General features: G+C 28.8%; 21 protein-coding genes. 4 read left to right on the top strand and 17 right to left on the bottom strand.

The window, feature by feature from the left end; genetic code table 11:
* Positions 1-96: 96 nt before the first annotated feature.
* The 3 genes from F3K33_RS12900 to F3K33_RS12890 form a co-directional block, all read right to left on the bottom strand.
* Positions 97-672, bottom strand: coding sequence for a 3D domain-containing protein (locus F3K33_RS12900; RefSeq protein ID WP_039770909.1), 576 nt, complete (start codon positions 670-672; stop codon positions 97-99).
* 339 nt (positions 673-1,011) lie between these two features.
* Positions 1,012-1,797 carry a Cof-type HAD-IIB family hydrolase gene (locus tag F3K33_RS12895; RefSeq protein WP_023974674.1) on the bottom strand — a complete coding sequence of 262 codons (786 nt, stop codon included), beginning with the start codon at positions 1,795-1,797 and terminating at the stop codon, positions 1,012-1,014.
* A 159-nt stretch (positions 1,798-1,956) separates the two neighbouring features.
* The gene (locus tag F3K33_RS12890; protein ID WP_039770907.1) at positions 1,957-2,805 is read right to left on the bottom strand and encodes a ferredoxin-like domain-containing protein; all 849 of its coding nucleotides are present in this window, start codon (positions 2,803-2,805) and stop codon (positions 1,957-1,959) included.
* A 513-nt stretch (positions 2,806-3,318) separates the two neighbouring features.
* Here F3K33_RS12890 and nrdJ point away from each other — a divergent pair.
* The 3 genes from nrdJ (at position 3,319) to F3K33_RS12875 (ending at position 8,743) form a co-directional block, all read left to right on the top strand.
* Complete coding sequence (gene nrdJ, locus F3K33_RS12885) at positions 3,319-5,412, top strand: ribonucleoside-triphosphate reductase, adenosylcobalamin-dependent (protein ID WP_039770904.1); 2,094 nt, start codon at positions 3,319-3,321, stop codon at positions 5,410-5,412.
* Positions 5,413-5,745: 333 nt separating this feature from the next.
* Positions 5,746-7,278 carry a sigma-54-dependent transcriptional regulator gene (locus F3K33_RS12880; RefSeq protein ID WP_039770902.1) on the top strand — a complete coding sequence of 511 codons (1,533 nt, stop codon included), beginning with the start codon at positions 5,746-5,748 and terminating at the stop codon, positions 7,276-7,278.
* 97 nt (positions 7,279-7,375) lie between these two features.
* Positions 7,376-8,743, top strand: coding sequence for an MATE family efflux transporter (locus F3K33_RS12875; RefSeq protein WP_012058731.1), 1,368 nt, complete (start codon positions 7,376-7,378; stop codon positions 8,741-8,743).
* Positions 8,744-8,864: 121 nt separating this feature from the next.
* On the opposite strand, the gene F3K33_RS12870 is transcribed toward F3K33_RS12875, so the two are convergent.
* On the bottom strand, positions 8,865-9,269 hold the full coding sequence (locus tag F3K33_RS12870) for a hypothetical protein (RefSeq protein WP_039770901.1): 405 nt from the start codon (positions 9,267-9,269) through the stop codon (positions 8,865-8,867).
* Positions 9,270-9,713: 444 nt separating this feature from the next.
* Here F3K33_RS12870 and F3K33_RS12865 point away from each other — a divergent pair, with 444 nt between their 5' ends.
* Positions 9,714-10,346, top strand: coding sequence for an aldehyde dehydrogenase family protein (locus F3K33_RS12865; RefSeq protein ID WP_023974668.1), 633 nt, complete (start codon positions 9,714-9,716; stop codon positions 10,344-10,346).
* A 404-nt stretch (positions 10,347-10,750) separates the two neighbouring features.
* On the opposite strand, the gene F3K33_RS12860 is transcribed toward F3K33_RS12865, so the two are convergent.
* The 13 genes from F3K33_RS12860 to F3K33_RS12800 all read right to left on the bottom strand — a co-directional run bounded on the left by F3K33_RS12860 (position 10,751) and on the right by F3K33_RS12800 (position 25,864).
* Positions 10,751-11,113: a TSUP family transporter gene (locus F3K33_RS12860; protein WP_012058728.1), complete on the bottom strand. Its 363-nt coding sequence runs from the start codon at positions 11,111-11,113 to the stop codon at positions 10,751-10,753.
* A 431-nt stretch (positions 11,114-11,544) separates the two neighbouring features.
* Positions 11,545-11,907, bottom strand: a complete 363-nt coding sequence (locus tag F3K33_RS12855; RefSeq protein ID WP_012058727.1) for a response regulator — start codon at positions 11,905-11,907, stop codon at positions 11,545-11,547.
* 51 nt (positions 11,908-11,958) lie between these two features.
* On the bottom strand, positions 11,959-14,814 hold the full coding sequence (locus F3K33_RS12850; protein ID WP_039770899.1) for a response regulator: 2,856 nt from the start codon (positions 14,812-14,814) through the stop codon (positions 11,959-11,961).
* Between the two features lie 15 nt (positions 14,815-14,829).
* Positions 14,830-15,900 (bottom strand): HD-GYP domain-containing protein, encoded by a 1,071-nt coding sequence (locus tag F3K33_RS12845; protein WP_023974665.1) that lies wholly within the window; start codon positions 15,898-15,900, stop codon positions 14,830-14,832.
* A gap of 444 nt (positions 15,901-16,344) precedes the next feature.
* Positions 16,345-17,217, bottom strand: coding sequence for a cysteine ABC transporter substrate-binding protein (locus tag F3K33_RS12840; RefSeq protein ID WP_017211655.1), 873 nt, complete (start codon positions 17,215-17,217; stop codon positions 16,345-16,347).
* A gap of 24 nt (positions 17,218-17,241) precedes the next feature.
* Entirely contained in the window at positions 17,242-17,991 is a 750-nt protein-coding gene (locus F3K33_RS12835) for an amino acid ABC transporter ATP-binding protein (RefSeq protein WP_039770893.1), read from the bottom strand.
* 11 nt (positions 17,992-18,002) lie between these two features.
* Positions 18,003-18,680, bottom strand: a complete 678-nt coding sequence (locus tag F3K33_RS12830; protein WP_012058722.1) for an amino acid ABC transporter permease — start codon at positions 18,678-18,680, stop codon at positions 18,003-18,005.
* Positions 18,661-19,326, bottom strand: a complete 666-nt coding sequence (locus F3K33_RS12825; protein ID WP_017211658.1) for an amino acid ABC transporter permease — start codon at positions 19,324-19,326, stop codon at positions 18,661-18,663. The genes F3K33_RS12830 and F3K33_RS12825 overlap by 20 nt, the downstream gene beginning before the upstream one ends.
* 447 nt (positions 19,327-19,773) lie before the next feature.
* A complete protein-coding gene (locus F3K33_RS12820) occupies positions 19,774-20,187 on the bottom strand; it encodes a 3D domain-containing protein (protein ID WP_023974663.1) in 414 nt (137 codons plus the stop codon).
* 299 nt (positions 20,188-20,486) lie between these two features.
* Positions 20,487-21,959, bottom strand: coding sequence for a protein adenylyltransferase SelO (locus F3K33_RS12815; RefSeq protein WP_023974662.1), 1,473 nt, complete (start codon positions 21,957-21,959; stop codon positions 20,487-20,489).
* A gap of 378 nt (positions 21,960-22,337) precedes the next feature.
* Positions 22,338-22,637: a hypothetical protein gene (locus tag F3K33_RS12810; protein ID WP_012058718.1), complete on the bottom strand. Its 300-nt coding sequence runs from the start codon at positions 22,635-22,637 to the stop codon at positions 22,338-22,340.
* A gap of 285 nt (positions 22,638-22,922) precedes the next feature.
* Positions 22,923-23,984 (bottom strand): galactose ABC transporter substrate-binding protein, encoded by a 1,062-nt coding sequence (locus tag F3K33_RS12805; RefSeq protein WP_039769034.1) that lies wholly within the window; start codon positions 23,982-23,984, stop codon positions 22,923-22,925.
* A 269-nt stretch (positions 23,985-24,253) separates the two neighbouring features.
* The gene (locus F3K33_RS12800) at positions 24,254-25,864 is read right to left on the bottom strand and encodes an IS1182 family transposase (protein WP_031276413.1); all 1,611 of its coding nucleotides are present in this window, start codon (positions 25,862-25,864) and stop codon (positions 24,254-24,256) included.
* Positions 25,865-25,950 lie beyond the last annotated feature (86 nt).

The following is a 25,950-nucleotide window of genomic DNA, read 5'->3' as shown; positions in this document are numbered from 1 at the left end:
TATAATTTTATAAATATTTAAATTGAAAGATGTAACTTCCCTTAGGATATTTGTGTAAATAAAATCACAGATATTAAAGTAATTTTAAATTTATACTTATTCTAATAGATATATAGTAGTAGTTTTTCTACCAAATTGTTTAGCCTCTTCATATGACGGGACCCAAACATCTATTACATAAGTGCCATCTTTTTTTACCTTAATTGCTCCACCTCTATCTTCAACATCAAACATGCCATCAGGCTTATAATTTTCCAACTCCGGAATATACATCTTGCTTCCAAGCGGTATATTAGATGGGGCCGCAATAACACCTATTCTTGTTGTTGTCTGCATTGCTGTTTGTGACTTCCATTTTCCCGAACATCTAGGATCATCACTATATGCAGTTAATTCTGCTTTAATAGGTTTACCTATTTGCTTTTGATTTTTTACCGATGATGTATTTACTGAATCTGATGAACCTTCATCTGATTTCTCTACTGATTCTGCATATTTATCAGTATCGGTACTTTCTTTTTTGAGATTAAAGTCTTCTTTATAGCTACCTGTAACAATTCTATTTATTTGAATATTTTTAGTTTGCTGATCTAAAAAGTTTGTTTCAAATCCTAGCAAACATACTCCTAGAAATATACAAGTTTTTATAACATTTATTTTTAATTTAATCAAATTACCACTCCTTGTGTTTTATTTGTGACCTAATAATATTCTAGGTTACTTTCCCCACCGATATGGTATTGCCCTATTATAGGATAAGAATGTATCAAACACAAAAGTAATTTTTGTTACATATAGATATAATTTTCATAATTGCATATGAAAAGGTTATATATGTTGTATTCTCGCATATTTCTTGGTAATATAGGCAGCAAATAATATTTGAAAAATTTTAATTTTAGTATTCTTTAGGTTCATTAAATAAATCATATGATTTTTTAGATTAGTATAAATAATCATAAAATTTACTAAAATAGACCTGCATTTTAATAAATAAAATGCAGGTCTATTTTAGTAGATAAATCGCTCTATTCCTAAAGCTACTCCATCATTTTGTACAGTATCAGTTACTTCCTTAGCGTGTTCTTTAACGTAATCCTCGGCATTCCCCATAGCAATTCCGCATCCTACTGTAGACAACATTTCTATATCATTCTTACCATCTCCAAAGGCATAGCTATTTTCTATTGGAATATCTAAAAAGTCCAATACTCTTAATATTCCAGTTGCCTTTGTATTTGATTTTGAATATAGTTCAAAAGATTTTTCCTCTATATTATGAATATAATCGTAATCATCATTCGCTAAATTCAAGCAATAATCCATTCCACTTTTATCATTATATAACATCTCAATTTTGTACGTCTCTACTTTTTCTAGATCATATTCAGATTGGAAATATTTTTTAGATATACTAAAAGAATCATAGAAAGAATGTAGTTTTTTATATTCATCTTTAATGTATGAATATGTTTCTCCTTGCAAAATATATTGAATATTACGCTGCTCAAAATTATACACTAATTCTTTTATGGAATCCCTTTTAAGACATTCTTTATATATACATTTTTCCTTAACTTTTACATATGCCCCATTGGTAAGGACAAAGCCATCAAATCCAAAATTATACAAAGACTCATTTAAAAAGGCATATGGTCTGCCCGTTGCAATAAATACATAATCTCCATTTGCTTGAAGTGAGCGAATTGTTTCTTTTACTCTAGGCCTAATATCTGTTATTCCATTTAAACAGTCCATTAAAGTTCCATCTATGTCAAAAAAAACTGCTTTATTCATGATTACATCTCCCCCATAGTAATTCATTCTCATTTAATATACTTTATTATCGTTTAATATCATTCTATTTTATTTATTCATCATTGTCAAACCATTTGATTATGTTTTAATAACATAATCATTAAAATAATATTAAACGAGAATTAACTATAGCAACATCTATATATCTAGTGCGTTCTTTATATGATTAAAACCTAGTCTACTTATTGTCATTCCTAATCTTTCACCTTTGATAGCATTATTTTTATAATACTCAATAACCATTTCTGTAATAACTTCCAATTCATCAGGCTGGTAAAGTTTTTTAAGACGATTTCCTATTCTTAAATTTCTTCCAAACTTGCCACCTAAATATACTGCAACTCCTTCATTATCTAACTTCATAGCTTTAAAAGGACATGCTTTGATACATTGCCCACAAGAAATGCATTTATCATAATCTATTACTGCTTTTTTATGTACCATTGATATCGCGTCAACTTTACAAGTACGTTCGCAAATCTTACATCCTTTGCACATATCTGTCTCAACCTTTGGTTCATTTTGAGCTAAAAAACCCAAATCACTGATTGGAGCTTTTACACAATTATTAGGACATGCTGCTACTCCAATTTTAAATTTACCTGGAAGATCTATTCCTAAAAACTTTCTATCGAGATTTTTAGCTATTTCTTGTGAATCTAATAATCCGAACCTACAAAGTGCTCCTTTGCAAGCAGCTACAGCTACAACCCTTGTACCAGTGCCTCCTGTCTTGATTCCTGCGTTTAATATCCTTTTCTTAACCTCTGGAATCAAATCTTCTCTAATCCAAGGTATTTCAACACATTGCCGTGTTGTAAATCCCATGTATCCATTTCCATATAATTCAGATATTTCTGCTAGACAAACCATTTCATTAGAACTTAAATTTCCTGCATCTGTCAATATTCTAAGTGAAAAATATTCTTTATCTTGTTGCTGCATGAAACCTTCTAATTTTAATGCTTCAAGCTCATTTTTAGTCATTGTTTTTTATCTATCCTTTCTGCGCAAGCGGTCTATGTGCTAATTTTAGCTAAAAGTAATAATTTATATTATGAAACTTTTGAGCGCAATAAAAAACCTACAGTTATACCTGTAAGTAACTGCATATAGCTTATATTTAGATCTATAGCTAAAGCCGCTTAAAATTTATATTACTAAATTACAGTATCACGATTTATTATATAAAACTGTGATTGATATCACGTTTATGCAATTACTCATATAATCTCTTTATAAAATTACATTTTATTTTATAAGTCCTTCCTTAAATATACTTAATTAAATTTTCATATTACTTGTCAAAATCAATCATTATAGCGAATGGGACAACTCTATATATTGTATGAATACTTTTTTATAAATACAACATATTGTATTTTATCATAAAATGATTTAAAATAATGTTATTATAAAACTTGAAGATATTATAATTCAAAAGAATATAAGGATTAGAAAGAAATTATTAGCTTATTAAGTAAAACTGGAGGAATATATATGAGCGAACTATTATCAGAATCATTTTTAAACAAATACAGAGAAATTAGGAATACGCCTTTAAGCAATATCGGTGAATTTGTTTATTTACGAACTTATTCTAGATATTTAAACAATAAAAAACGAAGGGAAACTTGGTTTGAAACAGTTCTTAGAACAACAGAATATAATATTGAACTTGGCATAGAATTTAAAAAGAAACAGGGATTAAGCATAAATTTACAAGATGAAGTAAAAGAAGCTGAACTGTTATTTGATAATTTATTCAATTTAAGGACCTTTACATCAGGTAGAACTCTTTATATGGGTGGAACTGATATAGTAAAAGAATATCCACTTTCAAATTATAACTGTGCATTTACAATGGTTGAAAAATTCCATGATTTTGTAGACATATTTTATCTTCTCATGATTGGTTCAGGTGTCGGTGTTAGAATAGATAAATCTCTAATATCAAGAATGCCTAATATAAGGAGAATATATCTAGACAGCGAATATAATGAAGATATTCATAAGTTCATTCCAAAAGAATATATGGAAAACACCAAACTTATTTTAGACGATGGAGATCCATCAGTCGCTAAGATTAAAATTGGTGACAGCAAAGAAGGCTGGTGTAACGCCCTAGAAACTTACTTTAATTTGATTACAAGTCCTGAATATATTGATATTAAGAAAATTACATTTGATTACAGTTATGTAAGACCTGAGGGTGAAAGATTAAAAAGGTTTGGTGGCAGAGCATCTGGTCATAAATCGTTAAAAAGAATGTTTGAAAAAATAAATAAGGTTTGCAGTAATCTTGTTAATGGAAGCTTAAGGTCCTTAGATGTGCTTGATATAGCTACTATAATAAGTGAAAATGTAGTTTCTGGTGGAGTTAGGCGTAGTGCAATGATGATAATTTGCGATGAAAATGATGAAGATGTTATAAATGCAAAAAGTAAACTATATACAATAGTCAATGGAAATTGGATTGAAAATTCAGAAGTATCTCATAGGAAAATGAGCAATAATTCCGTTTTATATAAAGAAAAACCATCGCTTAATAAAATAAAGAAAATCCTAGAATCCATAAAGATAAATGGTGAACCTGGTTTTATTAATGGAAGTGAAGCTATGAGAAGAAAAAGTACATTTAAAGGTTGTAACCCCTGTGGAGAAATTTTACTTAATTCACATCAATGCTGCAACCTATCAACTAACAATTTAGCCTCATTCGTAAATGAAGATAATAATCTAGATATTGATAAATTAGAAAAAATAATAAAACTATCTACTAGAGTAGCTATTAGAATGACCCTAGTAGACGTAGAACTTCCAGATTGGAATAAAATCATGCAAAATGATAGAATCGTTGGAATATCATTAACTGGAATGATGGATATGGTAAATAGAACAAACATGACTTATAAAAATTTAGGTTTATTGCTAAAGCGTTTACGAGATGTAGTTAGATGCGAAGGTATTAAATACTGCTCAGAACTTGGAATTTCCATTCCTGAGCTTATGACCACAATTAAGCCTGAAGGATCTCTATCCACACTTCCATGTGTAAGTTCAGGAATACATTATTCACATTCTAATTATTATATTAGAAGAGTTAGAATCTCTACATCTGATCCTCTATATAAAATGATAGAGAAGCTAAAATGCTATCCAATTTATAATGAAAATGGTCAAAGTGATGAAAATTGCACAACAAAAGTTATAGAATTTCCAATCAAAGCTCCTTACGGAAAAACAAAATATGATGTTGGAGCTATAGAACAACTTGAACTTTATAAATTATCAATGATAAATTGGACTGATCACAATACTTCAATTACCGTACATGTAAGAGAAAATGAGTGGGATGATGTTGCCAATTGGCTCTATGAGAATTTTGACTATGTGGTTGGTATAACTTTCCTTCCTCTAACAGACGAAACTTACCCTCTTTTACCTTATGAATCTACAACAAAAGAAGATTATGAGGAACGTATAAAAAATGTTAAACCTATAGATTATGAATTATTAGCTGAACTTGATGATGATGACGAACATGAAATAATTGATAAAGAGTGCGCAAATGGAGTTTGTCCAGTAAGATAATATAATATTTTATATTCTTATATTAAAAGAAACTACTAAGTATTGAAAGAAGCCAGTGCTGTAAAAACACTGGCTTCTTTCAATTATAAACACAAACTTTTATTTTATAGATAACTGCCTTTTTAGGTGTCAATATATTATAGGGTTCTATAATGAGAGCCAGACTTATATGTATATCAGCGAAAATTGGATACATATTTACTCCATATATATGTTGCAATTAAGTGTCTGGATCTCCATACTTTTAAATATAGATAATATATGTAATTAATTAATTGATTTATATATTTGATATAATAGTATAATAAATTAATTAATGGAGTAAATAAAATTATGAAAGCAAAAATACTTTTTTTAGCGCCCTACTTTGGCTTAAAAGAAATCGCAATGTCAGTTTCATCTGAATATAAGAATTTCCAAATTGATGTATATCAAGGGAATTATGAACAAGGACCAAAAATTCTGAAACAAGTAAATATAAACCAAAAATATGATGTAATTATAACAAGGGGTGGTACTGCTGAAGTTTGCAGGCAAATTACTCAAACTCCTATTGTTGAAATTCATATTAATGCCTTTGATATACTTAGAATTTTAAAATTATCTGAAGGATATAAAGGGAAAAAAATATTCTTATCTTATCCAAATATATTTAAATCATTTAAACAGCTAAGTGAACTTTTAGGTTATTCAATCGAATCAAAGTGTTATTTTGAACATAAAGATATTCGAGACTTAATTAAAGAACTAAAACAAGAAAACTATGAACTCGTTATTGGTGATAATATGGTATATGAAACAGCGCAAGAGTTTGGAATTAATAGTATACTTATTACAAGTGGAATTGAAGCTGTAAAAAGCGCTATTGATGAAGCTATACGCTTATGCAACGCTCTTTCTAATAATAAAGATTTAAAATCTGAAGCAGTTGAATGTACATATTATGAAAAAAGAGAAAAAAGTAATATTGATGATTTTATAAAAATATTAAATCCAGATGAAATATCAACAAGCTTTGTACATACAGTATTTCCTCAAACAATTCTTTCTCAAATATCATATCTAAGTAACACACCACTTCCAACAATTATTACTGGCCAAGATGGAATGTGTAAAAATGATATCGGATATTTATGCACTTACTATGGTCCTCAAAAAAGAAAAAGCTTAATATGTATAAGCTGTCACTCTATTCCTGAATATTACAACTACGACTTTCTATATAAAATCATAATTAATAAATTCAAAAACGAAGGAGGCACATTATTTCTGGAGGATATTGATACGTTATATACAGAAGGACAAAAAAAGATTGCTAATATTTTAAAAAAATTATCTAGAACTAATGATATTAAAATAATTGCATCTTGCGAATTCCCTGTTGAACTCTGTGTTAGCAATGGAAATTTACTTAGACAACTCCGTTCAATAATTGATGAAGTTAGAATTGAATTAAATCCTTTAAAAAATTACAGTAATGAAATCAGCAATATGGTAAGTATGTATCTTTCAAAACTAGATTTAAGATGTGCAAGTCAGGTTGTAGGTATAAAAGAAGGTGGTATAAAATTACTATCTGAATACGATTGGCCTGAAAATATACGACAATTTATGAGAGTTGTAAACCAATTAGCACTTAAATGTAATGGCTCTTATATTAATGTTGATGAAGTAAAAACAGCCTTAAAAGTAGAATTTGAAAATCACAAAAATGCTTCTCTAATCCCTATTAATTTAAATGGAAGCTTAAAAGAAATAGAAACTCGTATTATAAAGCATGTAATGGAGGAAGAAGGAATGAATCAGGTCAAAGTTGAGAAAAGATTGAAAATTAGTCATAGTACATTATGGAGAAAGTTAAAATGATTTCAAAATGAAACATTTTCTCTAATTAGTTTGTTGAATACGTAATCTAACCTTTAGTATAATAACCTAATGAAGAAATATTAAGGAAGTGAAAATTATGACTAAAGATATGACTAAAGGGAATATACATAAGCATCTTATAAGCTTTTCTATTCCATTAATACTCGGAAATCTGCTCCAACTTACTTATAATGCCGTAGATTCGATCATAGTAGGAAGATTTTCTGGTACAGATGCTTTGGCAGCTGTTGGAACGGCTAATCCTGTAATGAATATTGTAATTTTAGGAATAACAGGTATATGTATTGGAGCATCAGTTCTTATGAGTGAATTTTTTGGAGCTGGGAAATATGAAGAATTAAAAAAAGAGATTTCGACAACTTTAATATTCGGATGTTTTTTTTCTCTAATAATTGTAATATTAGGCTTAATCCTCTCTAAGAATATATTAATCCTCCTTGGAGTTCCAAATGAAATTCTCGAATCTGCAACACTCTATCTAAGAATAATATTTGCCGCAATGCCTTTTACATATCTATATAATGCAGTATCTGCAGCAATGAGAAGTGTTGGGGATTCAAAAACACCAATAAGATTTTTAGCTATAGCATCTATTTTAAATGGATGTCTTGACTTTATTTTTATAGGAGGCTTTAATATGGGAGTACTTGGAGCTGGACTAGCCACAACTATCGCTGAAGCTTGCTCCGCTCTATTTTGTATAATTTACATATATAAAAAAGTACCATTGTTAAGACTATCTAAAAAGGATATAAAATTAGATAAAACGCTTTTAAAACAAACTCTCCAGCATGGATCAATAACAGCTTTGCAGCAATCTTGTCAGCCAATCGGCAAATTGTTAATTCAAGGTGCTATCAATCCATTAGGGGTAGCTACAATAGCAGCCTTTAATGCTGTAAACAGAGTTGATGATTTTGCTTTCACTCCACAACAAAGTATATCTCATGGAATGATGACTTTTGTTGCTCAAAATCGTGGTGCAAATAATAAAAATCGTATTAAAGCTGGATTTAGAGTTGGCTTATTCATAGAGTTTTGCTATTGGATAATAATCTGCTTGGTTGTATTAATTTTTAAGACACCCATAATGAAATTATTTGTCTCTTCTAATGATAATAACATGGTTGACTTAGGTGTGAGTTACTTAGGACTTATGGCATTTTTTTATTTATTTCCTGCATTTACAAATGGTATTCAAGGTTTCTTCAGAGGCATGGGAAACATGAAAATTACATTAATCTCTACACTTATCCAAATATCCTTTAGAGTAATATTCGTTTTTATATTAGTTTCTCATGTAGGGATGATAAGTATGGCCTATGCAAGCCTCATAGGATGGATATTCATGTTAGCTTATGAAGTTCCATATTACTTCATATTTAAAAGGAAGAATCATTTATTAAAAGATTACGACAAAGCTGAGAAGAAATTTCAAGTTTAAAGCTAAAATTTCACCTTAAAAAATCAATTAAAAGAAGGCATTAAAATAGTCTTAGAGATCATTTTAGTGCCTTCTTTTAATTAACTTATATATGAAGTCAAAAGTTATAATTTATACAATCCTATTTGACTTCAAAATTTTTATTTGCTTTTACTATATATCCATTGTCATCTATTTCTGAATATGTTAATACATTTACACATGCAATTGAAACAATACCCTGAGTTTTATCTTTTTCATTTGTTAAAGTATAATAGTTATACCCAGTGTTCTTAATCTTATCATTATAAAAATTTATTAAAGCTTCATCTGTTATTTTATCAGGATTATATGTAACTTCTCCTCTTTTTCCTATTTCTTCTCCTGAATTATTTAGAACTGATCTCTCTTTTATTTCTTTTATATGTATTCCTGCATACTTATTACTATTAATATATTCATTTTTCACCTTCTCTGGAATGCCGCTATATCCAATTATTGAAAATAATACGAAACCAAATATTAATCTACTAACTATTTTTTTCATTTATAATTCCCCCTATATCCTAATAAGATAATTGTATATTGTTTGATGTTTTTGTCAATTATTACTTAGTAGAAATATTGATTACTTATGTTATATAAATAAATATCTATAAAAAAACAAACTATATTATGTATCTATATATACTTTTAAGATTGTTAAATAATTATTTTTTATTATGATAATTTATACATATTCTTCAAATTGAACTTATAATTAGCTAGTTTTTTAACAATATAAAATAAAATTCAGAAAATTCACAACAACCACTTGAATAATTAGTAACATATTGTTATAATACTTAATAAGATAGTGATATAAATATCTATATTTTTTTAAATCTTATTGTTAAATAATTAACGTTAATTATTTAACTTCTTCTACTTCTATGTTAGTAGAAATCATAGTAAAAAATTAAAATCTATAAATATGAGGGGGATAAATACTATGATAGTAAAAAAACCAATTCAATATGCAGTTATAATCGATAGACAAGGAGATTGTGGAGTTTTTGACACCATGGAAGATGCCATTAAATTAGCTCATGTTGCTTGTGAAAAATATAAGCAATACAGTGAACAAAGAAAGAATGAAATAGTAGATTCAGTAATTAAAGAATTAGAATTGCACTTAGAAGAAGTTAGCTTAATGACTTGTAAAGAGAATGGTGCTAGCTCCTACAATAATATTCTTTACAATAATACTAATGCATTAGATAAATGTTTAAATGATAACTATCTTGAATCTAGGTTCTCTATAATTAACGGTGATAATTCTTATACTGTAAATGGCGTTATTGTTGAAGCATCTAATCCTATCGAAACAATAATTAGAAACAGCATTCTAATGCTTAAAGCTGGACATGCAGTTGTATTTTCATCAAATGAAGATGTAAAAGAAGTATTTTCTTATACTATTAAACTTATAAATAGAGCTATAGAGGCAGTAGGTGGCCCAAGAAATCTTGTAGTAACAGTAAAAAAACCTAGCGTTGAAAGCACTGATATCTTGATTTCACACGAAAGAATAACTCTTATTTCTGCAATAGATAATCAAGATACTAGAAAAATAGCTCTTTAGTCAGATGGTATTTAAATTGTTGAAAGGCATACACTTAAATAAATTTAATTCGATCTATAGCTTTGAGTGAATATATGATGGTATATATTCCAAACCACATTCATTTAAATATTTATCACCTCCATTGTATTTTCACTCATTTTGTTTAATTAAAGCACCCCAATTGGGGCTTTTTTATTTTTCTTAATTTATCATCTAATATATCAAAACTGCACCAATATGCAGAGATACCTGATCAATCGTTAATATTTTGCTTAAGTTAAGCACTATGTTTTTAGACTATTTATAATTGAAAATACAGCAATTAAATTATTAACATATAAAAAATAACCACTAACTTATAATAAATTAATGGTTATTTTAATGATATAGACTATTATTTTTTACTAATTAACTATTTTTCATTATTTACCTATAAAAGTTTTTATTCCAACCAAAATAATAAATATTCCAAAAGCTTTTTTCATTATACTTGCTGGAAGAATATTAGCAAGCTGGCCTCCAAATTTTGCACTAATTAGCATAGTAACACAAATAATTATACCAGCAGTTATATTTGTATTACCTTTCTTATAATATTCCATGAATGCAAGTAAGCCAACAGGTGGAAGCATTGCAACAAGAGATGTCCCCTGAGCTGTGAGCTGCGAAAATCCTTTTAAATACATCAATGCAGGAATTATAATTATTCCACCACCAATTCCAAACAAACCACTTAAAATACCTGCTGCGGCCCCTATTGCTATGTAAATTATAATATCTAACATCACATCATCCTCCAATAATATCAAATAAATTCTTACTTTAATTTTAAAATAACATTTATTCATTGTCATTTCATAGAATATATTTACTTTTAATAAATTAATTTATAGCTATTTATAATAGTATATTGCAATCGATTTTCTATATGCTAATATTAGTTAAATACTTAGCTTACCATATCTTTAAATGCACATTTATTATTACAACACATATTCTATTGATTATAATAAAATAAGATTCCCAATTCACTTTTTAGAATTATTTAATTATATAATGTTAGGTTGTTTATAAACACCTAAATTTATTCCTTATTAATAAAAAATTAAAGAATACATTTTCTATTAATAACTGCATTCTTTAATCTCAACTAATCTACTAAGCATATATATCTTTTCAGTATAAATAACGATTTTTCTATTTTTGTATTAAAATTTTATTTGTATTCTTCTAGTGTTTTTATTAAAGTTTGAGTATCAAATGGTTTCTTTATATAACTCTTAGCTCCTAAGGCTAAGCATTCATCTTTGACATCATCATATCCTACTGCAGATATAATAATTACTACTGCTTCAGGATCAATACTCATTATTTGGCTTAAAACATCAATGCCATCTTTTCTAACTTCAGACATATTTAAATCTAAAATTATAATATCAGGACTTTCAATCTTATATGTTTCTATTGCATCATCTTTACCTGATGCTTCTAAGATCATATAAGTTCCCCTTTTTTGAATAATTTTTCGTATAAACATTCGCATATACGATGAATCATCAACTATCAAAATCTTCTTCATATTAAAAACTCCTTCATCCTCATTTTTCAGAATTTGACTGCTATTATTAAATTATATTTTATAAAACAAATCTTTTATTTGTCCAAAAATCTCATTACATTCATCTAACTTTTCTTCTAAAGCTTTTTTATCAAGCATTTTAGCTAATTCGTGAACAGAATTTATTCTTAGTGTTCCAGATGAACCTTTTAACTCATGAGCAAACTTTGCTAGTTTCTTTAAGTCCTTAGTATTAATGGCATCATTAATTCCATTTAACAAATCAGGTAAGCACCTTATGTAGTCTTCAAATATTTCTAATGCATCTTCTATATCAAGACCGGTATCTCTAGAAAATTCATTAATATAGTTATCTATTATTCTTGAATAGTCTATAGTATTATGTTTTTTATCTATGATACTTTCTTCAATCATCTTAAATACAATACCAAAATTAATAGGTTTAGTAATGTAATTATCCATTCCAGATTTAATACACTTTTCCGAATCACCTTCCATTGCATTAGCAGTTACTGCAACAATTTTTGTGTGCTTTCTATTTTCTTCAATTCTTCTTATTTCAGCAGTAGCTTCATATCCATCCATTACTGGCATCTGACAATCCATGAATACAATATCATAATCTTCTTCCGATACTTTTCTTAATGCCTCTTTACCATCTAATGCCACATCGCAAGTAATACCACGAGATTTAAGCATGCTTATAAAAATTTTTCTGTTAACTTCATTATCTTCTGCCAGTAAAATTCTAATTTCTGATAAATCATAAATGTTTTTAACTACATTTTTATTTGAGTCTTCAAAATGTTCTTCATCTTCTTTCTTCAAGCCTAAATTTACAGCAATACAATCAAGTAAATCATCTCTTTTTAGTGGCTTGGTCAAATAAGACGAAAAGCCATACTCCATTGCTGCCTTAAAGTCTCCTTTATACCTCGACATTAACAGTATTAACTTGATATGTTTGGCTATTGGTATATTTTTTAACGTTCGTGCAAGTTCATAACAATTCATTCCTGGTATCTCGCACTCAATGATTACAATACTTATTTTATTTTTTGTATCATTATTAGAAATAATTGTTGAAATTGCTTCACCAGCACCATCAACCTCAATTATATGTAATCCAGTTCCTTTCAGGTAAGAACTTGTAATCTTTCTACTATTTTCATCATTGTCAACAATCAAAATATTCACGTCATTAACCTTTTCGAAAATAGAGATATGTTCAGAAGCCCTTTTAGATATTTTTAATCTTACACAAAATCTAAAAATAGATCCTTTATCTAATACACTATCAACGGTTATTTCACCATCCATCATATTAACCAGTTCTCGGCATATAGAAAGTCCAAGTCCAGTTCCTCCATATTTTCTCGTTGTAGATGCATCTGCTTGGTTAAAAGATTTAAAAAGTTTTTGTATATCCTTTCCGCTAATTCCAATTCCAGTATCCCTCACTTCAAATGTAAGAAGTGCGATATCATTTTCTTCCTCAAAATAATCAACCTTAATTGCAATTTCACCCGCATCAGTAAATTTAACACCATTGCTCAAAAGATTAGTTAATATTTGCTTAAGTCTAGACGGATCACCTATAACCTCATCTGGAATAGTTGGATCAATTATTGTATAAAGCTGAATTCCTTTTTCCAAGGTTTTAGGAACAAAAAGTGAAACAGCATCTTCTATAACAGTTCTCAAATTAAAGCTTATTTTTTCTAGTACTAATTTTTTAGCCTCAATTTTTGAAAAGTCCAATATATCATTAATAATATTTAGTAAAATATCTGAAGCAGATTTTGCTTCGCGTACAAATTCTTTTTGTTCCAGAGAGAGATTTGACGATTCCAATAATTCTAAAAATCCAAATATTCCATTCATTGGAGTTCTTATTTCATGTGACATATTTGCAAGAAACTGACTCTTTGCTATATTTGCAGATTCAGCCTCTACTTTTGCTTTATATAATTCAGCTTCTGCAATTCTTTGCTCCGTAATATCCTGTGCTGTACAAACAAGATATTTAATGTTACCTGATTCATCTTTAATAGGTTTACTTTTAACCTGAAGGAGCCTGTCCTCGCCTTTCCAATTCTTAATTTTAAGCTCTTTCTCTGCTGGCTCATCATTCCTAAATAATTCCCAATTATTTTCAGACAACTTATTTGCAGTATTAACATCAAATATGTCATATAGGTCTTTATATTCTAAATCGCTCTTTTTCTTACCAAAAAATTCTGCATGAGCCTCATTAACAGTGGCATATGAAGTAACATTGCTTAGTGCCCAAATCTGTGATGCAGCATTATCAAGCAAAATGGTCTGACCATTAAGAAGCGATTCGTATTCTTTTAATTTTGTAATCCTAGCTTTTATGAATTCTAAAAACTTTGAAATATTATTTAATACTTTTATCTGTTCCGATTGCCATATTATTGATTCCGATAAGGTTTCAAATCCTATAAAACCTATTAATTTGTTTTTATCTTTTAATGGAAGTATAAGAGACGATTTTATCCCCTCCATATTAAAAGCTTCTAATTCAAATGTTGCATCAACCGGAAATTCAGTTATATTATTTAAAACAATAAAATCCTTACTTTTAATTTGACGGATTAACCATGGAAAAGCGTAAACTACTTCATCCTCTATAATTTCCCTTTTTGGTTTTATAAACTTTTTATTCCATTGACATTCTATTTTCATAAAAGTAGGGTCTTTAGAAAAATGATATATATATATTCTATCTAAATCAAAAAATTCTCCAATTTCCTCTAATGATTTTCTTAATAACTCATTATAGTTTATAGAATTCACCTCTAAAAATCTCACATGAATACTATTCATTAATTTTAGGAAATCATTAGAATAAATATTTATTTCATCCTTGTTTTGATTCTTCATATTATCCTCCTAAAATTAAATTTCACTAGTCTTCGTAATAAAAAGGGTTAATTCTTTCAGTAGATCGACTTCATAAGGTTCAGATAGTAAACTTCCTGTTTCATCATACAACACCTTTACTACAGGGCGCATTGGCATTGAGTTGTTTTGTTTTACTACTAATCCCTTTTCATTTGAATTTAGAATAACACCACTTCCTGTAGGAAAAGCTGCTATATTCATAGTAAATTTTTTCACTATTTCTTCATCAAAATAAATATTACTCATACCTATTAGATATTCAATTGCTTCATACACAGTTTTTCGTTCATTTTCTTCTCTGCCGGATATCATATTGTCAAACGTATCACAAATCGATACAATTTTCGCCAATTCATTTATTTCGTCTCCTTTTAGCTGCAAAGGATATCCACTTCCATCATTTCTTTCATGATGCATTAAAACAGCCACTTTAACATATGCACTCCAAACATGCTGGTCCCCTAGCAAATCATACCCAATCTTAGGATGCATTAATTCCATATATCTATTGAATTCATTTTCATCTTTAAATTCAGACGAAATTTTTTTATCGTTCATAATTGTTATTTTGCCAATATCATGCAAAAGTGCACCTGCAGCTATATCTTTTAATTTTGACATGCTGTATCCCATATGAGTTCCTATTATTGTAGCTAATACGCATACATTTACAGAATGAGAATATATATTATTATCACTAGCACTTATTTCTGCAACATTTATTAAAACATCTTTATTTGATAGTATATCTTCAATAACTGAGTTGACAGAATTCATAACGCTGTTATTATCAGTTTTTCCTTCACGGCAATATCCGTCTATCATTTTTTTTACTGCATGTTTGCTCATTTGCCGTGTCTTATCAGAAATACTTTCTTCAATATCAAGATTTTTTGATATATCATCATCAATATATACCGAATAAATACCAAGTTCTTTAATTTTTTCGATATAATAAGGTTTCAGCCTAACTCCAACACTAAGTAAAATTCTACCAGATTCATCAAAAATCTGTTTTCCTAGTATTTCATCTCCCTTTAGGCTGGAAACACTAACAACTCTCATATACACCTCCGAATGAAATAATTAAATATAAGTTTGCTTACAACACAACTTCTAAAGAAAGCAAATTCATACTAAAATCTATTTGGATTTTTATTAACTATACTTAAAAGAAAAAACTTTCCCAAATAGGTATTCATATTTAAATATTAGCATAATCTTACACATTTGACTACCTAAAAAATATCGATATTAATCGATTTAATGCCCATGAATACAAACTTCGTACTCGTATATTCAGATCCTCAAAACAAGAACAAAATCCCAGGCGAATGTATCTTCTTTTTTATTCTCTTTACAAACCATAACTTTCTTATAAAACTTTAATTAAGCGCTTTAAAATACTAGCTGAGCATAATACTTCTTAAACATTGATTACAGTGTATAATTCGGGTGTATAAAAATAAAGGATGAAGATTGCATTGCATCCTCATCCTTTAAAAAATCTTATTGTATTTTTCCACCTTCAACTACAAGGCTATCTTCAAATTCAGCACCATATACTGATTTTAATGTTTCATCATAAGCTTTGTGAACAAAGTTCTCTTTACCTAAGTTTTCAAGTTCAGTATTAATCCAATCTCTAAGTTCTGTATTACCTTTAGTAACAGCTGGAGCAATGGTATCTGTGCTTCCAAGTGATGGTATACCAACAGAGAATCCAGGATTATCTTTAGCCCATGCAATAACTTCTGTGTTATCACTTAATATAGCGTCACCACGTTTATCTTTTAATGCTTGGAATATTTCTGAATATTGTTCATATTTCACAAGTTCAACGTCTGGATGATTTTTAGTCATATAAGTTTCAGCAGTTGTTCCCTTAGCTACAATAACCTTCTTGCCTTTAAGTTGATCTTCTGAAGTAATTTTAGCGCCATCTGGTGAAACTACACCAAGTGATACTTTCATATAAGGATTTGCAAAATCAACTTTTTCTTTTCTCTCATCAGTAACAGTAAAGTTAGCCATTATTATATCCACTTTTTTAGATTCTAAATAAGAAACTCTACTTGCTGCATCAACTAAAACAAATTCAACTTTTGACTCATCTCCAAGTAAATCTTTAGCAAATCTCTTTGCAACATATACATCAAATCCTTGGTTTTTTCCTTCTGAGTCAACATATCCAAATGGAGCTTTATCACTAAACACACCAATCTTTATAGTTCCACGTTTTTTTATGTCTTCTAAAGAGCTAGACGCTGCTTTATTAGAATCACCTTTATTAGTTTGTGCTGAATTACCACAGCCAACAAAACTTCCAACTACTACAGTACTTAAAAGTAAAGCTGCTACTATTTTTTTTATGCTTTTCATATTTTGTCATCCCCCTATTAATAATTAAAATTGAAATATATTTAGAAAGTGCTTAGCACGTTCTGTCTTTGGATTTGTAAAGAATTCTTTTGGTCCCGACTCTTCACATATTTTACCCTCATCCATAAAGATTATTCTATCTGCCACTGATTGAGCAAATCCCATTTCATGTGTGACAATTACCATAGTCATGCCTTGCTTAGCTAAGCCTAATATAACATCTAGTACTTCCCTTACCATTTCTGGGTCAAGAGATGCTGTTACTTCATCAAAAAGTATTATTTCTGGATTCATACATAATGCCCTAACTATAGCTATTCTTTGCTTTTGGCCCCCTGAAAGTTGACGTGGATATGAATCTTTCCTGTCAAGTAATCCAACCTTATTTAAAAGTTGTTCTGCTTGAGCAAGTGCCTCAGATTTCTCTCTTTTCTGAACCTTTAAAGGACCTAAAAGTATGTTTTCAATAACTGTCATATGAGGAAATAATTCATAGTTTTGAAAAACCATTCCTATTCTCTCGTGAATCTTTTGCCAATCAGCATTTTTATCTGTAAAACTTTGTTCCTTAAATTTAATATCTCCACCTTGAATTTTTTCTAGTCCATTAAGACATCTCAAAAAAGTACTTTTTCCACAGCCTGAAGGTCCTAAAATAACTAATACTTCTCCTTTGTGAAGGCTTAAGTCAATACCTTTCAATATTTCTTTTTCATCGTATTTTTTGTGAACATCCTGTATTTCAAGCAAGACAGGATTATTATTCTTATCCATGTATGTTCCTCCTAATTATTCCACTTTGATTCTAGTCTTTTCGATATTTTTGATAGTGGATAACATATTATAAAGTACAAGAAGAATATAAAACCATAAATCCAGAAAGAAGCAGTAGGAAACTGAAATCTTGAACTTTCAATAATCTGCTGACCCATCTTAACTACATCTATAACACCTATTAAAACTACAAGCGAAGTAGTTTTAATCATTCTAGTTGCTAAATTGATGGTTCCAGGTATCATTCTTCTTATAGCTTGAGGCATAAGTACATATCTATATATTTGATAATAATTTAAACCTAAAGCCTTCCCCGATTCAATCTGATGTTTTGGTAATGATTGAAGCGATCCTCTTACTATATCTCCCATTTCTGCCGCTCCCCAAAGACTGAATACAATAACAGAAACAACTTCTCCACTAAGATTTATATTTAATGCTGTAGTAACTCCAAAATAGAATACAAATAACCAAACCAATGTTGGTATTATTCTAAAAGCTTCTAGGTAAACTCTGTTAATAAAAAGTATCGCCTTCGATTTTGTAGTCCTACTCAAACCTATAAGTATTCCTAGTATAGATCCTATAATAATAGATATAAAAGCAATTTCTGCTGTTACAAACAGACCTTCAAATAAACGCTTAATATTGTTTTCTTGAAAAATAACACTAATTGCCGAATTCTGCATATCGAACCTTCCTTTCTATCCAAGACATTAGAAATGATAAAGGTAGAATCATGATAAGATAAATCAAAACTAGCAATGATAATGATTCAAAAGTTCTATAGTACATTCCTATTAAATCCTTTGTTAAATTTGTGAGATCCATTATTGATATAGCTCCAAGCACAGAAGTTTCTTTCAATAAAAATATGCAATTTGCACTTATTGAAGGCATACTTACTGAAAAAGCTTGTGGAATTATGACATATCTAATAAGTTGGCCATTTGAAAGACCAATACTTATGCCAGATTCAATTTGTGTTTTACTTACAGCTTCAACTCCGCTTCTAAAAGCTTCAGCCATATAACTACCACCAAGAAACGCTAAACCAATTATAGCACAAGTAGCTTCGCCCATTTTAAATCCTAATTTAGGCAAACCAAAATACAGAAAAAATATCTGCACAAGTAGTGGAGTATTTCTCGAAAGCTCAATATAAGCTTGTACGATTTTATCCAAAACTCTTACTTTAAAGTATAATATTATTCCGCATAGTAATCCTATTACCAATGATAAAAGTATTCCTACAATAGCTAACTTTAATGTGAGCCATGCAGCTTTCTCATACAAAGGCAAATTAGTCACTACGAAATTCCAGTCAATATTCATTTAATTATCACCTTTTAATTCTTTTTTTAATTCATACAATTCTTGTAGGAATACTTTTATACTAACAACTATTTACTAGTTTGTCAATCTTATTACTTTATATTATTAATTAGTTAATATATAGTGCATTATTTTTATTTTTTATCTTTATAAAGAACATTTTATTGATAGATCTTCAAAATAATTAAGATATTGTTGATATTTTATCAATAATACTATATTAATTTTCCTCTTTTCAAATAAAAAAAGTGTCCCTATATTTAGAAACACTTCCTTTTAGATATTATAATAATTGAATATTCTCTTTATAAATTTAAGTATCACTGATCTCTAAACAAGCTTGTCTAACTCAATCTAAATTAATTGCTTCCTGGATTTAATTATTAGAATTGCGATTATCAATTATTTTAACACTTATTTAGATTAGTTAAACATTTTCATTTTTCTTTAATTGTCGGATTTTCCAAATACCGTAACCTTAACAGTTTTCCTACCCCAATTATCACATTCACTATCGCTATCAAAATAAACATCAATAGAATTGCCTTTTATAGCACTTCCACTATCTGCAGCTATTGCATATCCATAACCTTCTATATATAAATATGTTCCAAAAGGAATTACGCTTGGATCCACTGCTACTGTACTTATCCCACTTGCATTTCTCTTTGCTATTTTTCCGCTTGCTGTCACACTTCCTGACTCCGCTGTGTACGCTGTTGTTGAGCAGATTATATCTTTATTTTGTGTCGTAGCTGCTTTAGCTGAAAAAGCAGTTCCAATACCTAAATAAATACTCAAAGCTACAGAAAAAACGATTGATTTTTTTGCAACTTTTATCCATTGATAACTTTTTGACATCAAATCTCTCCTTTTCAATTTCCAGAATACGTTTTTTATTATACCATAAATTTCATTAGTTGTTAAGTGTAAACGTATAAATTTTATGTCTTTTTTATTACTTTTTAAATTTTTTATATGATTTTTTATTAAAATTAGTTTTAGTTTTACATAATAATTCTAATATTTTTATTATCTTAAATACATAATCCCAATGATTTATGTATATTTCACAAAATGAAAAAAGGGCTATATTATATCTCGCCCTTTTTTAGGTATTTTTTATTTTATTAAAAATTTATTAATATTATTATTTAAAATTAGGTTCCACAATAAGTTCGATACGAGCCGCAAGATTTTGGAGGCAATTTTTCATATTCAGATTGATTATCTGAATATGCGTAAGGATTAGATAGTACATTTAATAGTTTATTCATAACGGTATAGTCGCCTTCTTCCGCAGCCGACAATGCTTCCTCAACTCTATAATTACGCGGTATCACATAAGGATTTGAATTTTTCATCAATATATTTGAAGACTCTTTAGATTCCTTCTGTCTATTTAATCTTGCATTCCATAATTCATGCCATTTCTCAAATTCTTTAGACTTAAATAACTCTATATCAGAATACTTATCTAAAGTTAAAGCACTAAATGTATTAGTATAATCTGCCTTATATTTATACATAATACTTAGCAAATTTTCAATAAGAGCTTCATCTTGTGATTCTTTATTGAATATTCCGAGTTTTGATATCATTCCTCTAATCCAATTATCGTGATATAAATCCGCAAACTTTGAAAGTTCATTTTGTGCAATTTCTACTGATTTTTCATGATTGTTATGAAGTAATGGCAACAAAGTTTCAGCAAATCTAGCTAAATTCCATTCAGCTATAGGTGGTTGATTTCCATATGAATATCTTCCTTCTCTATCAATAGAACTAAATACTGTTTCCGGATCATATGTATCCATAAAGGCACAAGGTCCATAATCTATAGTTTCTCCACTAATAGCCATGTTGTCAGTATTCATAACTCCATGAATAAAACCGATTAATTGCCATTTTGATATCAATGAAGCTTGCCGTTTAATAACTTCTTGGAGTAAAAAAATATAAGGATTCTCTAAGTTATCAATATCAGAAAAATGACGTTTAATAGTATAATCAGCTAGTGATTTGAGTTCCTCTATAGTTCCCCACTTTGCAGCATACTGAAAGGTAGCGACTCTAATATGGCTTGAAGCTACCCGAGTTAGAATAGCACCTGAGAGCACTTTTTCTCTAATTACAGGTTCTCCAGTTGTCACTACTGCTAGACTCCGAGTTGTTGGAATTCCAAGACCTTGCATTGCTTCACTAATAATATATTCACGCAACATTGGTCCAAGCGCTGCTCTTCCATCACCACCTCTAGAGTACGGTGTTCTGCCTGATCCCTTTAGCTGAATATCAATTTTTTCACCACTTGGCGTAATTTGTTCACCAAGTAATATAGCTCTACCATCACCTAACATATTAAAATAGCCAAATTGATGTCCTGCATAAGCTTGTGCAATAGGTAAACTGCCTTCTTCTATTTTATTTCCAGCAAAGATTGCTACATTGTCACTATCGTGAAGAAATTCTGCCTTCAGCCCTAATGATTCTGCAAGCGGCTGATTAAGAATAACTAATTTAGGCGCCTTTACAGGTGTTGGATTTTGCTTGCTAAAAAGTGTTTTTGGCAAATCAGCATAAGTATTATCTAATTTCCATCCTGTTTCTGATTTTATTTTTATATCTTGCATTATATCTCTCCTTTCTTCTTTTGTATTTTATTTCTTTTATTTTATAATTAAAAACGATATATAACCAAAAGTATTTTTCTTAATTTCTATCATATTTACATAATTACAGCCCTTTTTATTATCTGCTTATGTCCAATTATTATACTCTTGTAAATAATCACAGCAATAATACTTTTCACTTTTTAAATAATTGCCGAATACTATTTATTCAATATAAGTTCAACTTCTACTAATTATCCTAATAATTAATATAGACAGTAAATCTAATTTAATAAATTTACTGTCTAACAAAGATTTATATTATCTAAACGTATTTTTCATCATTTTTCATTTCAAATATTTTTGTTATCTCTTATATTTATCTTGTTTAAATTGACATTAAGATTGAGATATAAGACTTCCTGTTACAGAGAATGTTCCATATTTTGTATCAACAGATGCTGACAATAGATTACCATTTAAAATACCTTTAGCAGAATATTTTAACTTGGCCAATAGAATTTTTATTTCTCCAGAAAATTCAAAATTGTTTCCATGAATTCTTCCGTTATTGAATTTGCTTTTAAATCCCATTCCATCAATTGCTCCTGTTAAAGATTCACCATTTATTACAAAAGTAATTCTGCCCTGCTGACTACCAAATGGAGCATTTAATACAACATCATATATTTTTGTCAATTTAGCTGCACCCCTTTTTCTTATCTAGATTGTTTATTATATATTAGAATATGATAATTATTCATTAAATTCTTCTATTAAAATAAAAATTTAATTTTAATTTCCTAAATTTAAATCACAATATGCCAAGGCAGCTAATTCTATAAGCAATTCTTTTATAAAAATATTTTACCAATTCTAAATTTAAATAATATTAATTCCATTTAAAATGCAAAAATCTTGAATTGTTTAGATTTCACACAGCACTTCGCATTATTAATTATTTTAATGCTAATTAAACTCTCATTACTTCAACCACTTTATGAATTCATTATACTTTAAATGAACTCTAAATCCAGTTTCATCAAATTTATATTTAGTGTTTTCAAGGGGTGATTTACCATAAGCCAAATTCATACCGATAGAATAAAGAGCTTCAGCAAGATCGCTAGGTTCTACAACAACAGTTCCCGACATAAAACCTTTTTTTATCAAATCTTTAGCAGTTGGCATGCCGTCAATACCTACAACTGGAATTGTTTTAGATTTACCGCCTTTGTTGTATCCATATTTCTGCAAAGCTTCAACCGCTCCTATTGCCATCGCATCATTATTTGAAACTATTGCTTCAATTTTGTCACCATATTTAAGAAATAATGACTCCACAGCACTTTGGGCACAATCTTCCATCCATTCACATGATGGAGAAGCAAGTTCCTCTGTTTTTATTCCAGCATCATTAAGCGCTAAAATTGAGTATTTTGTCCTTAACGATGTTAGAGGGCTTCCGATTCTACCTTTTAGCATAATATACTGCAATGCATCATCGTGATTTTTATCTATTATCTGCTTATTGGATCTCCATTCATTAACAAGAATACTCCCTTCCATAGTACCTGATTGTTCAAAATCAGCACCGACAACAACAAAACGTTTATATGGTTTAACAAAGTTTATTATTTCTTGTACTGGATCAGGATTCAAAATTATAGGAATATCTTTTTCCATTATTTTGCGCAAAGTACTTTCTACATCTTTTAAATTGGGAGAGATTATACTTATAATAAAAAGATCAAAGTCTTGTGAAAGAGCTTTCTCTATGCTTTCATTTTGTTTAGCCTGATTGTCTTTAGCATCAAAAAACGTAAACTTGATTTTGTCTTCATTTTCTTTTTCAATACGTTCTAAATTTTCTTTAAGAAGAGAAATATACATAGCGCTAGAGTTATCCGAAAATACTGCTATTTTAATAGGGGTGTTTTTACTTAAATTGGGGATAGCACATACATTTTTTGTTGAAGTATCTAATGATGTAATTATTAATAAAGCTAAAATTATAAATGTTATTATTTTTTTTAAGATGCTCATTATAGATCCTCCATTTTTTTCGCTGAGTTATAGTATTTAAATTTATCATGTGTTTTAATATAAAAAATATTCTTAATTTAAAGTAATTAGGTTATAATTATACAAACTTAAAAAGAGAGTGTCGCAAAATGATTAAATTTTAATCAGGAGCGATGCTCCTTTTCGGTTTAAGCCAGCAAATCTCCAAATATTTGAAATACAATATTAATTATTTAAAGAATTCTGATTTTTAAGCACACTAAAATAAGCCTAGTTAATTTATTCCATAATTAGGCAGTAGGTTTCAATTCATGAAGATGATTCTGAGTTTTTTCATTTTGTATTTTTGAATGTAATTTGTTAATATTATAACCAAAACAAAGCAAAATAAATTCAGTTTGAACGCTATTTTTTCCACGTGTTAAAAATCTATTGAATTCATAATCACTTTTTAGAACTCCAAATGCTCCTTCGACCTGAATAGATCTATTCATTCTTAATTTAGTTCCAAATTCAGTTGTAATATTTTTATAGGATATTTCACGCTTTTCCACAAAAGTTTTTGAAACCTGCATTTTTCTATTTCCTTTTGCTTTTGTGCATTTTACTTTGTAATCGCAATTATCACAGTTTTCGCATTCATACACAGTTACTTCTGATTTGTATCCACTTGCGGATTTTCTATAAATAATAGAGGTAGGTATTAATTTTCTATTGTTATGACAAATATAAAAATCCGATTCAGCATCATATTTCATATTTTCGCGCTTACTTATATCATTTTTAAAACTTCTTTTTTTCCACTTCTCATAAGTTTGTGGTTTTATATAAGGAGTTTGCTTATTTGATTCTAAGAATAAATAGTTTTCTTCGCTTTCATAACCTGAGTCTGCAATTATATTAAGATATTTACGACCAATTTTTTCTTTCATATTATTAAGCATAGGTATTAATGTTGCTATATCATTTCTATCATCAAATATTCCGACGCCGGTTACGTATTCACTTTCAACTGCGATTTGCACATTATATGCAGGTTTTAATTGACTATTTCTCATATGATCATCTTTCATATGCATGAAAGTTGCGTCTGGATCAGTTTTAGAATAACTATTTCTTTTTGAAAATATTTTTTTACTCAAATTATATTTTTCTTCTCTCTCTTTATATTCAGATAGTTGCTCTGTCCACTTTTGAATTTTGGTTTTTCTTTTACCAATTCCATGAACAAACTCTATGTTTCTTTTCTTTTTTTCATATTCAAGCCATTGAAGAATTTTATCAATATCATCTATTAATGTTTCTTTCTGAACAGTAAATTTTTTTAATTCTCCAAGGTTAATATTTTCTAAAAGAACAAGAATTTTATCAAACATTTTTTCTTCATTTTTTAAAATAGTTTTTTTCCAAACAAATGTATAACGATTAGCATTCGCTTCGATTTTAGTACCATCAATAAATGCATTTTCAAATAGTATTTCATTTTGATTTGCTAAATAATTAACTTGTTGATAAAATAAATCTTCAATTACCTCATTTGAAATATAGTCTTTACGAAATCTACTGATTGTAGCATGATCCGGTGCCTTATAACATTGAAGTAACCACTTAAAATTTATATCTCTTTTGCATGCTTTTTCGATTTTCCTGCTTGAATAAATATTTTGAGAATAAGCATATGATATTATTTTGAACATAATTTTAGGTTCCACTGCCGGTTTTCTTCCAACGGAAGAGTACGCCTTATACAACTTCGTGTAATCTAATCCCTCCAATACATGGCTTAGCAAGCGGACTGAATCATCTGATGGTATTAAATTTTCTAGATTTAATGGTAATATAAGTTGAAAATTATCATTAATCTCAGTATAATCTTTATTGTGTAATTTGGTTTTTAGCATAAGTAAATTATACAATGAATGTGAGTTCTTCGGAATTCACATTTTTTATATCTAAAAAAATGAGCCGCTACAAAACTAACTATGTT

The sequence above is a fragment of the Clostridium beijerinckii genome, from assembly GCF_008705175.1.
In the GTDB taxonomy this organism is placed as follows: Bacteria; Bacillota; Clostridia; order Clostridiales; family Clostridiaceae; genus Clostridium; species Clostridium beijerinckii.
This window is presented reverse-complemented; position numbering and strand designations above follow the sequence as displayed.